At 41.9% G+C, this 14,053-nt stretch carries 14 protein-coding genes; 4 read left to right on the forward strand and 10 right to left on the reverse strand.

Going from position 1 to position 14,053, the window contains the following annotated elements:
* The 5 genes from ACF8FD_RS04215 to hemE form a co-directional block, all read right to left on the reverse strand.
* The coding region (locus ACF8FD_RS04215) for a protoglobin domain-containing protein (protein ID WP_392453239.1) at positions 1-441 on the reverse strand (441 nt) is incomplete at its 3' end.
* Between the two features lie 196 nt (positions 442-637).
* Positions 638-2,521 carry a DUF4105 domain-containing protein gene (locus ACF8FD_RS04220; RefSeq protein WP_279678626.1) on the reverse strand — a complete coding sequence of 628 codons (1,884 nt, stop codon included), beginning with the start codon at positions 2,519-2,521 and terminating at the stop codon, positions 638-640.
* 69 nt (positions 2,522-2,590) lie between these two features.
* The gene (locus ACF8FD_RS04225) at positions 2,591-3,061 is read right to left on the reverse strand and encodes a DUF3015 family protein (protein WP_004695672.1); all 471 of its coding nucleotides are present in this window, start codon (positions 3,059-3,061) and stop codon (positions 2,591-2,593) included.
* A gap of 146 nt (positions 3,062-3,207) precedes the next feature.
* On the reverse strand, positions 3,208-4,005 hold the full coding sequence (locus ACF8FD_RS04230; protein WP_279678648.1) for a DUF817 family protein: 798 nt from the start codon (positions 4,003-4,005) through the stop codon (positions 3,208-3,210).
* A gap of 36 nt (positions 4,006-4,041) precedes the next feature.
* Entirely contained in the window at positions 4,042-5,112 is a 1,071-nt protein-coding gene (gene hemE / locus ACF8FD_RS04235; RefSeq protein ID WP_125273252.1) for a uroporphyrinogen decarboxylase, read from the reverse strand.
* 202 nt (positions 5,113-5,314) lie between these two features.
* Here hemE and ACF8FD_RS04240 point away from each other — a divergent pair, with 202 nt between their 5' ends.
* The 3 genes from ACF8FD_RS04240 (at position 5,315) to ACF8FD_RS04250 (ending at position 8,517) form a co-directional block, all read left to right on the forward strand.
* Positions 5,315-6,556, forward strand: coding sequence for a L,D-transpeptidase (locus ACF8FD_RS04240; RefSeq protein WP_279678627.1), 1,242 nt, complete (start codon positions 5,315-5,317; stop codon positions 6,554-6,556).
* 81 nt (positions 6,557-6,637) lie between these two features.
* A complete protein-coding gene (locus tag ACF8FD_RS04245) occupies positions 6,638-7,699 on the forward strand; it encodes a hypothetical protein (protein WP_279678628.1) in 1,062 nt (353 codons plus the stop codon).
* Positions 7,700-7,821: 122 nt separating this feature from the next.
* Positions 7,822-8,517, forward strand: a complete 696-nt coding sequence (locus ACF8FD_RS04250) for a pirin-like bicupin family protein (protein ID WP_279678629.1) — start codon at positions 7,822-7,824, stop codon at positions 8,515-8,517.
* Between the two features lie 78 nt (positions 8,518-8,595).
* Here ACF8FD_RS04250 and ACF8FD_RS04255 read toward each other — a convergent pair whose 3' ends face one another.
* From ACF8FD_RS04255 to ACF8FD_RS04265, 3 genes are all read right to left on the reverse strand, one after another.
* Complete coding sequence (locus ACF8FD_RS04255) at positions 8,596-8,949, reverse strand: DUF1304 domain-containing protein (protein ID WP_224468609.1); 354 nt, start codon at positions 8,947-8,949, stop codon at positions 8,596-8,598.
* A gap of 66 nt (positions 8,950-9,015) precedes the next feature.
* Positions 9,016-9,993 carry a zinc-binding dehydrogenase gene (locus tag ACF8FD_RS04260; RefSeq protein WP_234304650.1) on the reverse strand — a complete coding sequence of 326 codons (978 nt, stop codon included), beginning with the start codon at positions 9,991-9,993 and terminating at the stop codon, positions 9,016-9,018.
* 3 nt (positions 9,994-9,996) lie between these two features.
* Positions 9,997-10,629, reverse strand: a complete 633-nt coding sequence (locus ACF8FD_RS04265; protein ID WP_234304649.1) for a TetR/AcrR family transcriptional regulator — start codon at positions 10,627-10,629, stop codon at positions 9,997-9,999.
* 171 nt (positions 10,630-10,800) lie between these two features.
* Between ACF8FD_RS04265 and ACF8FD_RS04270 the strand changes: the two genes are divergently transcribed.
* Positions 10,801-11,949, forward strand: a complete 1,149-nt coding sequence (locus ACF8FD_RS04270; RefSeq protein ID WP_234304648.1) for a DUF1624 domain-containing protein — start codon at positions 10,801-10,803, stop codon at positions 11,947-11,949.
* A gap of 122 nt (positions 11,950-12,071) precedes the next feature.
* On the opposite strand, the gene ACF8FD_RS04275 is transcribed toward ACF8FD_RS04270, so the two are convergent.
* On the reverse strand, positions 12,072-12,977 hold the full coding sequence (locus tag ACF8FD_RS04275) for a DMT family transporter (protein WP_242759423.1): 906 nt from the start codon (positions 12,975-12,977) through the stop codon (positions 12,072-12,074).
* Complete coding sequence (locus tag ACF8FD_RS04280; RefSeq protein WP_234304646.1) at positions 12,974-13,552, reverse strand: TetR/AcrR family transcriptional regulator; 579 nt, start codon at positions 13,550-13,552, stop codon at positions 12,974-12,976. Before ACF8FD_RS04280 ends, ACF8FD_RS04275 begins: the two co-directional genes overlap by 4 nt.
* Positions 13,553-14,053: the final 501 nt, after the last annotated feature.

Here is a 14,053-nt window from a genome sequence, read left to right on the forward strand (position 1 = left end):
CGCAAAACCCATAATTTGCAGCATATAACTTAGCATGTGGTGGTTATTTTCTAGCGGAAATTCAGCCAAGAGTTCCAAAATTTTGTTTTCAATCTCACGAATACCGCACATGATCAACCAAGAAGGAATGCTCACCCGCGCGTGTACCTGCCCAACTTTTTGTTGTTTTTCAACTGCTGCACAATAAGCTTCATTCACAGCCACGTCGAAACTTTCAATGAGCCATTGGTTTAAACTGTTTTTTAAACGTTGTTGAATGATGTCATCTTTAAAAAAATCTGCAGCCTCAGGCTCCAAGACAATATTGCTATAAAATTCATTGACCAATACAGACGAATGCTGCTGAATAAAATTTTGCGCTTTAACGTGATCATTCACTGAATAATGTTGGAAAATTTTCCCCCACTGCTCGGCCAATTTAGCCATGCATTCATCATTCATAAAAATTACCTATTTATATATTTTTTAGACTTACTAGACATTTATGTGATTAATATAGCAAATTTCAATACTTATTTTCACCATCAGCTTTCATTTTCAGCGCTTTATAAAAAGTAAAGCTCACGTTTTGTTGTTTTAACAGCAATGACTTCCATAAAAAAAGCCCCATTAATGGGGCTTTGAAAAGAGGATCGAACTAAAAGAAATGGAGATAACTCAAACCCATCTGATCCCAATCTTTGCCTTTTTGCTGTTGATACTGCCAATGAAGCCTCAAGGCATTTTGCTGATTGAATAAATATTGCAACTGAGTATTCAGTCTGACTTGCCATTGATGGCTATCTTCCCAATATGGCAGCTCGACCTGTACCAAACTATTGATATGTTCGCTCCAGATGTTCTGACAGCCTACCGTTGGCCCAAGTCCCACGCGCCAACCTCGCTCTAAAGCTTTGCCTGCTTGAACATGATTTTGCAATTGTGCATAGCATAAATGTTGACGCGCCTGATCTGCCACACTATAGCCAAACTGACTGGATAGATTAAATACGCCGTGTTGATCTTGTTCACTAAATGTACCATCTCGATCTAGTGCCTCTTGTTGCCAACCCATGTTAAAACCCCAGCTTAATGGTGTTTTAAAGGCAGTCAGTGGACTGTAGGCATTGACCTCCAGCACATTTAGTTCTTGCAGTTTTAGTCGATCATCACGGTATTCGAGACTGCCGTCTAGAAACTTAAGCTGTGTACCCAAACGGAAACCGCCTTGCGGGTCAATCAAGTCATGATAGGCCTGACGATGGCTCAGTCGGAAATAAGTGTCACCTTGTATCTCACCTGCTTCAAGCTGAACGGTTCGCGCATGGTGGCCTTTTACTGGATCTACTTTTGGCGCTTCGACCACTTGACGTTGCTTTTCCAAGTCAATCTGACTCCGCAAACCCAGCAGTTGTCGAATACGCGGTTGGGCGTCTTCTGCCGCAATCTTTTGTGCAATTAACTGTAAATACACATGGTCATAGGCCATTTCTAAAATACGTGCCTGATCCACCAAGGCATAGCGATTCAAATAATCTTGCATTTGAGCAGGTTTAAGTTGCGCAACCTGATGCGCAGCCGCTGCCAAGGCTTGTCCGTGTTGTTTGGCTTGTGCCAACAACTGAGTTTCTAAAGCTGGACGGTAAACACTTTCTGCAATTAGATGGTTTTCATCGACCGCCTTAATAGTCTCAACAGGAATCGCAGCGGTTTTAAATTGTTTTTGTAGGTTGACCTCTGGCCGTACCAAATCAATTAAACCCAGTAAACGATAGGCACAGTTATCACTGATAAAATAGTAAGGAAATTGCACATGCTTGAGTTCCCAAATATGCTCAACCATGGTTTTGGTTTCTTCTGGCGTCAGGGCTAACTCGTACTCCCACAAATCGCGGCTTTCCAAATCACCATATTCTTTCACTTTTCGATAGTACGGCATGAGTGAGTACTCACCTGGGTACTGCCCGGTTAAGCCCTTCCATGCAAAAGAAAAGCTGTCGCTATTGGCCACTGTCGCTGCATAATTCACGGCATAAGAAACTAAGTTCAGCTGTTTTTGGTCTTTAGGATCAAGCCTTAACAGGGTATGCCCAAACATCGAACTGGGATTGCCCATAAAGTCCGTAGCGTAAATTAAAGTCGCCTTATACGGCTTAATTTGCCCAAGCCACTCATCCAGCTCAGGACATGAGGCTTTAGGCAGTTGGTTTGATACAATATTCAGTTGTCCTATGAGCCATTTTGAACGTGCCGGAAAGCGACATTGAATCGATTGATTGGCTTCGGCTGGGGTAAAAAGTGCTGAAATATTGGCATCAAGCTCTTGTTTGAGCTGAGTTTGTCCGTGTTCGCTATAAAAAAATGGGCGATAAGTGACTTTACTTTGTCCTGAGACATTGGCATACATCAAACGTTGCCAAGTCACATTTGAGGCTAGCTTCAGCTGCTGTGCTTTTTCAATATAAAACTCTGCTGAGCTAGGTGCTTGAGCAAAGATGCTGGTGCTGAATAGCACACTAAAGAGGAGGACAACAGATTTCATGCAGTGTTAGCTATTCTTCTTTTTTAGATATGAAAAACCCTGCCTGAATGGCAGGGTTTTATGGTGCAATTAAACGTATGCTTTTAATACGCTATCCGTTGCCATGACTGCTTGTAAAGATGCTAATACTTGAAGCGCATCTTGGTTTTCAGCTGAATAGATTTTTGCGAAGTTTTGTTTAGACACTTCAAAGAAACGTGCTTTATCTTCAGACTGGATGTTCAGTAATTCAGCCAGTACATTTAGACTTTCGCCCTCACCAACTGCCATATCACGCGCCAATGCTTCCGCATTTTCGTTGGTAAATGTTACTGCCTGAGCAGTCACGGTACCTGTACCGCTACAACCTAAAGTACCAAAGGTAATACCGAAAAGTTGGTTAGCAAAAAGACCATTGGTTGTACCCGCTAAAATTTTAGCGACTTTACCAGACTGGCCAGCCCAAATTTGTGAACCAATACCACAACCGACGTCATTATCTGCAAATGTAGCGGTAGAACCAACAGCCAAAACCGCAGCCAATGCTATTTTTTTCAACATAAGGTTTCTCCAGACTCGATTATCTCCGAGTATTTTTATTGTTCCCATTGTGTGTATTTTGAGCTACACCCTTGTAAGATAGCCGTAACAAGCGCATAACGCAAAACAATTTATACTAAAGTGAAGTGAATATTTAAAAATGTGCTTTAGCGGTATAAGGACCAACTGCCACGTAGATCTCGTTTCCCTAAAATCTTTAACACCAACACCAGACTGAGCAGTAGCAATAAATACCAAGAACCCAACTTGCCCCAACCGACCATATGCCATGCATCGACTTGACTTGGGTACAACCAGATTTGGTAAAACGTACTGATATTTTCCGCAATCCAAATAATAAAAGCCAACAGTAAAAGTACGGGTAACATCGGCAGTTGAAAACGATGCTTCTGCAATTCAAAGCCTATCTTGGTTTTCCAAAACAGCACTATGCTCCAAGCAAACAAAAGATAGCGAATATCGGGAACAAAAAACTTGGACATAAAGTTGATATAAGACAACACCGCCAAGGTTAGCATGGAAGAGAAACGGGGTAAGTGTTCAAAAGAAACGTGATAGAGACGTAATAAACGCGCAAAAAAACTGCCCACAGCCGAATACATAAAACCTGCAAACAAAGGCACTGTTAAAATTTTAAACACGGCGGGATGCGGATACTGCCAAGATGCAATTTGCGGATGGGTCAAAAAGATTTCCATCACCATTGCCATCACATGAAATAATGCAATCACTTTGGCCTCGGCCCAAGACTCAAGTTTTAAATACAGCAGACAAACTTGAATCAGCACGGCATAAAACAATAGATAGTCATAACGGAAAAAACCGAAATATTCCTGACTCCCCATACTGGCTGTGAAGGCAAAAGCCAATAACAGTAATATCCCAAATAAGGCAGCCGAAGCTGCCTTAGATGAGAACTCAAAACATGATTTTAAAATCGTGATCACGCATGAACCCTAATTGAATTGAAGCTGTGAAACTTAGAGATATTTGGCACTGTATTCATGCACAGTATCAATAAAGGCTTTCGGGTTTTCAGGGTCAACCCACTGAGTAATGCCATGACCTAAGTTTGCAACATAACCCGTTTTCTCACCGCCTGCATAAGCGTCATCTAGCATGGCCTTGGTGGCTTTCACAATGGTCTCATGCGAACCATATAATGTTGCAGGGTCTAAGTTGCCTTGCAGTGCCGCACGGCCAGCCACCGTTTGACGAGCCACATTTAATGGCGTCGTCCAATCTAGACCAAAAGCATCTGCCCCTGTTGCCACCATTGGCTCTAACCATTGACCGCCACCTTTGGTGAATAAAATCACAGGCACTTTACGTCCTTCATTTTCACGCTTTAAACCTGTAACAATTTTTTGCATGTATTTTAAAGAAAATTCTAAATATTCACGGTGTGCCAATGCCCCGCCCCAGCTGTCAAAAATCTGTACGGCTTGAGCACCTGCATCAATTTGCGCATTTAGATAGTCAATTACCGCATCAGCCAAACGATCGAGCAGCGCATGTAAAACCTCAGGTTGCGCATACATCATTTGCTTGGTGAAACGGAAATCTTTGCTCGAACCACCTTCAACCATATAAGTTGCCAGCGTCCAAGGACTACCTGAAAAGCCAATTAAAGGCACTTGGCCGCCAAGCGCTGAACGAATCGTCTTGACCGCATTCATCACATAGTCGAGATCAGATGCAGCATTAAACTGAGGTAAATTCGCCACATCTTGTTCAGTACGAACCGTTTTATGAAATTTAGGCCCTTCCCCAGCTTCAAAATAAAGCCCTAAACCCAAAGCATCGGGTACAGTTAAAATATCTGAAAATAAAATGGCAGCGTCGAGCTCATAACGACGTAAAGGCTGTAAAGTTACTTCACACGCAAATTCGTTATTTTTACACAGCGAAAGGAAATCACCCGCTTGTGCACGGGTTGCACGATATTCAGGTAAATAACGCCCTGCTTGACGCATCATCCAGACGGGTGTGGTATCTACAGGTTCACGTAATAAAGCACGTAGAAAACGATCATTTTTAAGCGTCGTCATTTACTTTCCCATCTCAATTAAATTTGCTCACCATCATAACAAAAAGGTCGAATTTTTAATAACTTCTCATAACACTAAAATTCGATCAGGACAAAGATGCAAACGAATATTTACACAAAACAAATACTGCATCTCCATCTTTTTTCTGTAATACTTGACTAGTTTTTACTTTGTAAATGAATAATTCTTAAGGTTGAATTACATGTTCGTTCGCACAATACTCGCGATGAGTTTAAGTTGCATTCTTGCTGGTACAGCGTTTGCTGCATCTACTACTGAACAACCTTTGACGCCCAAAAAGATCATTGGTACTTCAGTTCAAGATCCTATTGATCCTTTAGCAACAGATGTCGCTTCAGCTTCTACTGCGGTTGCAAATAGCCAAATTACAGCAAAAGAACAAGCAGACTTAAACCAAGCTTCGCAAACTTTAGATCAACTTGAACAATCTGAAGATAAAACAGCTGACGTTGGTGCTGCACCAAGCAAAACCACCACTGCACCGACCACCACGACGACCAATCCTGCGGCAGCAAAAGCATCGTGGACATTAAATGGTTTAAACAGTGCAGAATGGTTTGACAATATTGATAAAGGCCAATTCCCTGTCTATGCACGTGCTCACGTGATGCTCAATAATGCACATGCGTCTCCGGGTGCAATTGATGGCATGAGCGGTAAAAACACCCTCAAAGCCATTGCTTCGTTCCAGCAAATGAGCGGTTTAAAAGCAACAGGCACCTTAACCAAAGAAACTTGGGATGCCCTACTGGCAAGTCAAGGTTCTAAGCCTGCATTTATTGAATACACCATTACCGAAGCAGACCTAAAAGGTCCTTATGCCGCATCAATTCCACGCGATTATGCACTACAAGCCAAAATGAAAGGTTTGTATTACACTCGCGTAACTGAAATGTTGGGTGAAAAGTTCCATATGGATGAAGACTTCTTGCAGAAGTTAAATCCAAAAGCGACCTTCAAAAAAGCGGGCGAAAAACTTATTGTGGCCAATATCCGCAATGAAGTGCCAGAAGACATTCATTTGATCGTTGCGCACAAAGGTGCAAAACAGCTGTATTTATTTAACAGCCGCAACCAAATGATCGGTTCTTTCCCTGCAACCATTGGTAGCTCAGATACTCCGTCTCCAACGGGTACTTATAAAGTCACTGGTGTTGCGCCAAATCCTTGGTATAGCTACTCACCAAGTAACTTTGTACAGGGCAAAAACTTAAAACCACTTTCTCTACCACCGGGTCCAAATGGTCCTGTAGGGAATATCTGGATTGGTTTAAGCAAAAAATCATTTGGTATTCATGGTACACCAAACCCTTCAGCTATTTCTAAAACAGCATCGCACGGTTGTATCCGTTTGACCAACTGGGATGCTAATGATCTTGGCAAAAAAGTGAAGTCAGGTGTTACGGTTAAATTCTTAGAATAATTGGCTTTCTAAGTTATTTACGCTATAAAAGGTGTTCTCTTGAGAGCACCTTTTTTCAATTACAACAATATAAAAATGACGATGAACGCTTTAAAAATAATACTGCCCGTGGCCTGCTTACTATCTTTCTCAACTTATAGCTTTGCCGAATTAGATGAAGAAATCGTGACCAGCGTAGATGCTTCTGCATATGTAGTCGAATCTGACAATCCATTTGACAGTCTGGATGATCATGAAAAAATCCGTCATCCGCAATACATTCCAGAGCAAGATAGCCTCAAAGATCCACTTTTGAATGCACTCTATTATGTCATCGCAGGCAAATCTCCGATTCACTATTACGCGATTCGAACGGGGCAAAAGCCTAAACTGCTTTATTTAAACTCGCCCCACTCGGCAGTTTTTTCAATAGGCGAGGCTTATGCTGAAAATCGAGAAAAAATCACCCTACAGCCCCAACTCAACAACACTGTCAAAGATCATGAACTGTTTTCGATTATACCCGTCGCTAAAAATCTCGCACTGATTTTTCGTACTCGCTATGCCTATACTCCTACAGAGTTAAAAGCCAATGCGGCCATGAACCCCATCTATACCAACAATCGCTACCGATACAGCTATGAAATTATTGAAATCGACACGAATGGAAAACATCTCCACCGCGAACAATTTGTGGCTCCAGCCATTGAAGATGGGATGAGTTTTGGCCCCAAATGGGATGAAGACTTATTAGATTATAATAATGCAATACTGGAATACAGCACCAAGTCTCCAGGCGACTACCAAACCGTACACCCTTATAACCTTGAAACCCGCTATGAATACAGACAAGGTCAATTGAAGCACTTTGAACAGAAAATTCTGCTCACCGCCAGTGACAAAGTGTTCTTAAAGAATCCACCCAACTCGATTAACTATGAAAATTATCTCGATGATCAAGATGTACCACTCTCCGTTGAAAGCAGTACTTGCCTCGATGACTATTTTGTTTTTAAAGACAAAGCGCCTCCACTTGGTATGAAATGGGGCAATAACTGGATGCAACAGCAGCCGAAGCTACATCAACAATTTTTAGCTGAATATGCACAAAGCAAAAACTACGTCTGGAAAGATTTCCGCATACGGTATTGTGATTTAGACTGAGGCTGCAATGTTGTATTTAATCATTTCAATATTGAAACGCAACATTGCAAATTCACTATTTTAGCGATAAATATAAAACGCTAAAATTACTCCATAGATTAAAAATAAGATTGGAGTTCAAAATGGATGCTTTCATTCATCGCAGTCAAGACCGTGGTCATGTCAATATCGGTTGGCTAGAGTCTAAACACAGCTTTTCTTTTGGCAGTTGGTATAACCCTAAATATATCGGCGTGAGTGCCTTACGTGTTATTAATGACGACGTGATCGCGGGCCATCAAGGTTTTGGTCAACACCCCCATGACAATATGGAAATCTTGACCTGTGTGCTTAAAGGTACCATCACCCATAAAGACAGCATGGGCAACCATGGTGGTATTTCTGCAGGTGAATGGCAACTGATGAGTGCAGGTACGGGTGTACAGCACAGTGAAATGAATCAGGGTGATGAGCCAGTACATTTGCTACAAATTTGGATTACCCCAAATCAAAGAGATGCAGCACCAACCTATCAGCAGATTCGTCTTGATCCACATGAGCAGCCAAATCAATGGCATGTGATTTGTGGTCCAAATGACAATTCTGCAATGCATATTCGTCAAGATGCTGAAGTCAAAACAGCTGTGATTGAAAAAGATCAAATGCTAGAAGTTAAAGCTACACAGCATATTAACTACGTGCATGTGATTTCAGGTTCAATCCAAGTTGCAGAACATACTCTTCATGCAGGTGACGCAATTGCGTTCTTAGAAGCAAGTGACGTTAAAGCCTTAGAAGATGCACAAGTGATTTGGTTTGATTTGCCTGAAGTCAAATAAGTCATCACTCACAATAAAAAGCCAACGTCTCGACGTTGGCTTTTTTAATGTGGAACTCAAGCAGTTGTTTCATTTGGCTTAGAGAAAATTCACCGCAAGTAACGCTACAGCAGCAGGTAAGGCTTGAATGTAGATAATTTTCTTACTGGCGGTCAGGCCACCATAAATCCCAGCAACCAAAACGCAGCCTAAAAAGAAGTTGGCCAGTGGCAGTGCATAAATTTCAGGTGCACATAACGCCCAAAATAAACCTGCAGCCAAGAAACCATTGTATAAACCCTGATTTTGCGCCATAACTTTGGTCAGTTGTGCTTTTTCGGGCGTATTGCCAAAGGCTTTTAAACCATAGGGCTTATCCCATAAAAACATCTCTAAAACTAAAATATACACATGCAACAGTGCAATTAAAGCAATCAAAATTTGTCCCATCATACGCTTTATCCTTATTTTTGATGAATGATGCTAGATCAGCTTCACAACTGATCTAGGTCAAAACTCTTAGGGTTTCAAAAGTACTTTACCCTGACGTGCGCCTTGCGTCGCTTTCAGTGCAGCATCTTTAATTTGTGCAAAGCTGAAGATACCTTCAACAGGTAGCAGTAATTTTTTCTGTGCAGCAAGCGTCAATAACTCCACAATTAACGCCTTTTTACGTTCAGCAGACAATTGCTTATTCACCACACTTGCCCAAAAACCTTTGACTGTGGCTTGTTTAAAAATCAGATCTCCCGAAGAAATCTGCATGGTCTCACCTGTCATGCTACCAAATGAAACCAATAGACTATTTTTGCTCAGTAAAGCCAACATTTCACCACTGGCCTGACCACCAATGGAGTCTACACCCGCAATCAGTGGCTGATCTGTATGAATCGCTTTGACTTGTTCTTTCCAATCAGCTTGGTCTGTTGCTACCACATTTTGAATGCCTAAGGCCTGCATTTCAGCTACAGCCTCAGTACGGCGAACCAAATGAATTACCTTTTGACCACGCGCTTTTGCAATCATTGCCACGGTTTTACCCACCGCACCATTGGCAGTGTTCTGAATCAACCACGAATCTGCTGGTAAGTCGATAAAATCTAAAAGCATCAGTGCACTGATCGGCATCCCAATCAACTGCGCTGCCGTTTCATCATTAATCGCGTCAGTTAAAGGCACGACGCCATGCGCTGGCGCAATAAAATACTCGGCCCAACTGCCATGAACTGCAGCAACTGCTACACGCTGCCCTACCGATACGCCTTGTACACCCTCACCAAGCGCATCAATCACACCCACAGCTTCGCTACCACCAATTGCAGGCAGTGTTGGTTTATAACCATAACCACCACGCACTGTCCACACATCGTGGTTATGCATTGGCGATAGAATCATTTTAATACGTACTTCACCCGCTTTCGGTTCAGGTTGCGGCATATCTGCAGCTTCCAAGACGTCAACAGGTTCACCAAACTGGTGATGAATAATACTTTGCATTTGCTATTCCTTTATCTGCTGTAATAGTTGCTGGGTAGTTTCCAAAGCGAGGTAAAGGGGCTGCTTATCTCGAGCCAGTCTTGCCAATAAAGCTGCTCCCAACCACAATTGATACATGGTTTGTGCCATTTTTTCAGCATCAATATACACTGGAATTGAACCATCTTGCTGCCCGGCTTGGATTAGACCCGAAATACGTTCTGTTAACTTACGCACCCCGAAGTTCAAAATCTGACGCATATCTTCAGATAAATCTGAGACTTCTGCTGCCAATTTAACGATTAAACAATTCTCCGCCCATCCCCCATCGCTATGATGTTCAATATCACTTTCAATATGTGATGAGTTATCAATCCATGCTTGCCAAAGTGCCATCAGGCTTGCATAGGCGCTTCGCTGTTCTTGCTGTATCAGCTGATCGATTTTGACTTTATAGTCGGCCAGATACTGCTGGAGTAGCGCACAGCCGAAAGCCTCTTTCGAAGCAAAGTAGTAATAGAATGAACCTTTCGGCACATCACAATTCTTTAGAATTTCCTGTAAGCCCACTCCGACAAAACCTTTATGTAATACCAGTTGAAAACTGCTATTTAAAATGTGTAGTCGTGTTGCTTCGCTTTTGTCTGATCGTTTCATATCCACACTATAAATCAATAATAGACCAGTCGTCTATAAAATAATGCATCTACCTTTGATACTTCATCTCGAATCATTGGATTACATATAAATTTTGCTGATTAAATTTTAAATATAAATGATTGAAATAAATGTTATATTATACCATAACGATAATTTTCAATTCATCTTATGTCTACACCTTCACAACGTTTACAAGCGATTGATGCCCTCAGAGGATTGGTTATTCTGATTATGATGGTCGACCATGTCAGAGAAACTTTTTATCTCCACCAGCAAGTCCCCGACCCGATGCTGATTCCAGGAACTGAAGAATCCCTTTTCTTTAGCCGGATCTTGGCTCACTTATGTGCCCCTGTTTTTGTGGTATTAACAGGCTTATCGGCTTATCTTTACCAAGCAAAAAACAACAGTGTTCAAATGACCCGTGAATTTTTACTCAAGCGCGGTCTATTTCTAATTTTTCTCGAACTGATCATTATCAACTTCGCTTGGACTGGACAGTTCCCGCCCGATGTCATCTATTTACAAGTGATTTGGGCCATTGGTCTGAGTATGGTGGTTTTAGCAGGCTTAATTGGGCTATCGCAAAAATGGCTCTGGGTGATCAGTCTCAGCATTATTTTTGGACATAATGCGCTGGATCAAGTGTCATTTTCGCAGATGCCGACCCTGCAAAATCTGTGGTTTATTTTACATGAACGTGGTTGGATCGAATTTGGAGATCTGATTCGTTTTAGAACCTCTTACCCAGTACTGCCTTGGATTGGGGTAATTACCCTCGGCTATTGCATCGGTCATACCGTATTTAAAAGCACACACGATGTCGCAAAAAGAAATCAAATCTTGTTAGGCTTCGGGCTTGCCAGTATCAGTTTATTTATCGTTTTAAGAATGATCAATCTCTATGGCGACCAAGCATGGTCAATCATGCCGACCAGCACTGAAACCGTTATGAATTTTTTGAACTTGACCAAGTATCCGCCATCGCTGCTGTTTATTTTGTGGAATGTCGGACTAGGTTTAGTCCTGTTAGTGTTACTTCAAAAGGTTGAAAGTAAACCTTGGATCAAACCCTTGATTGTCTTTGGTTCCGTGCCGATGTTCTTCTATATCGTACACTTATATGTGCTGAAAGCCCTCTATCTCACTGCGGTCACACTGTTTGGCACGACCCATGGCGAATACTTCGGCGTCGATCATGTCTCCACCCTCTGGCTCATTTCGATTATTTTAACTGTGGCTCTCTATCCGTTGATGTTAAAATTCTCAGCCTTTAAACATAAAAACAAACACATTCGCATTCTTAAATACCTTTAAGGGTTTAAGCTGTATAACCCATTTCACTGAAATAACATTGATGCTTAGTCCAACTAGGCATCAGATTTCCCAACACTCGGCAAATATGCTTTATGCGCCAACGAATGTCTGAAGCAAAAAATTTACTTTGCTTTAGCCTGCAATGCTAAGCAGATTGAAATTAAAACCATCCCAATCCAGCCGATTGGTGCAAGTTGTTCTCCCACCAACAGGATTGCAAATACAGCGGCAATCAAAGGCTCAAACAAGGTCAAAGTAATAACTTTACTGGCAGTCACGGTTTTTAAGCCATATCCAAATAAAACATAGCCCAAAAACATGGGGATCAACATCATATAACCCACGACATAAAGGTTGATGTTTTCTTCAAACAAGTTTGAACCTGTTATCCATAAAGTCGGAAGTAATAATAAAGAACCAAGCCCGAAGATGAGCCCCATTGACGCTTTTGCATCCATTCCTTGGTCAATCATTCGTTTTGCCGCCCAAGAATATAAAGCATAGGTCAATCCCGCAACCGCCCCTAAAGCAATACCCAACATTGGTCGATTTTGGGACAAATGCTCCGTGGTTGCTACAGCATGTGATTCCCCGAGAGAAAGTAGCGCAACGCCCGTCACTCCCAATACGAAACTCATCAGCCATGTCATCGAAAGTGCTTTTCGGTCAAACACCCTTTCTAAAAGTGCAGTAAATAAAGGCGCCGTACCAATCGACACGACCGTACCAATGGTGATGCCTGCATAGTGCATCGATGAATAAAAGGCCAAAGGATAAATAAAAACCGCAATTACACCTACACCGAGCATCACTGCATTGGCTTTGACATGTACCAGATGGTAGATAATACTTTTTCGCGCCAAAAGTGCCTGTAACAGTCCACCACCACCCATCGCAGCAGCGCCAATAGCCAAAGGACTCAAATTAGGTGCAAAAGATGCCACTGTGCCCGTCGTTCCCCATAGAAAAGCAGCGAACAGCACCGCGATGAAACCATAATTCGGTACCGCAGAAACAGACTGATTCACGTACTAATTTCCTGTGCTAAAAGTGTTTTCACCATCGCCGTTGCAGCTTGTACTTTTTCACTCGAGCTTTCCAAGCCCGCTCGCGCAATCGATCCCTCTAGAATAAAAGACAACAACAAAGCCATTTGTTTGACCTTATCTACGTCCAAAATGATAAGGGCAAGCTGTGTAGAGATAATGTTTTCAATTTCATCCTTATGCCGTTTTACAGCCAAGCGCTCGGCGCTGTGCGCTGGGAACTCAGCAGCAGCATTCAACAAACCACAGCCCCGAAAACCTTTTTCATAGGCAAACTCAGCATGGTCTTGATAGGCTTCAAAAACCGCGACAATTTTATCAATAGGGGTATGCGCTTGTTGGTTTCGAAGCGCATACAAATCTAACCACTCTTGGTGCCGTGCTTCTATATAAGAGGTAATCAGGTCAGCCTTGGTCGGGAAATTATTATATAAGGACATTTTGGCAACTTTGGCCTTATCGGTAATGCTATTAATCCCTGTACCGGTAATGCCATCGTTATAAAACAAAATTGCGGCTGCATCTAAAATTTTCTGTTTCGCAGTTTTCGTATTCATCAAACTCAACTAAGTAGACCGATCTACCCAATTTATAGAATCTGTAAAAATATACAAGACACCTTTGCTTATTTAATGAAGGAAATACGGGAGAATACCCTTCAATCGACCCATCGCAATGGCGGTAGAAAAAAAGCGAAACGGAACTATCGCTCTATACTTTTACAAATCATATGTAGTTCCAACTTATAGGTAAGAAGTTGCTAGATAAACCAAACGAAGGATGCTAAGAACCGTTCAGATGAAATTGAGAAACTTTCGAAAAACTGATCTACCAAAACGACTACTACATAGCACAACAGTGTAGTCTCTATAACTGCTTGTCTGAAAACGAATAGCGAATCTAAAAAGGGATCAAGTTGGACAGCTCAATAGTTATAAAAGAAGGTTAAATACCTTAAATAAAAAAAAGCAGTAAGAGAAAGTCTAACTGCTTTTTTTAGAATTTGATCACTGCCGATCTATGTGGTGTGCCCCACACTACTTGCCGTAATGGCCCAA

The sequence above is a fragment of the Acinetobacter sp. TYF_19 genome, assembly GCF_043105125.1.
GTDB lineage: Bacteria > Pseudomonadota > Gammaproteobacteria > Pseudomonadales > Moraxellaceae > Acinetobacter > Acinetobacter johnsonii.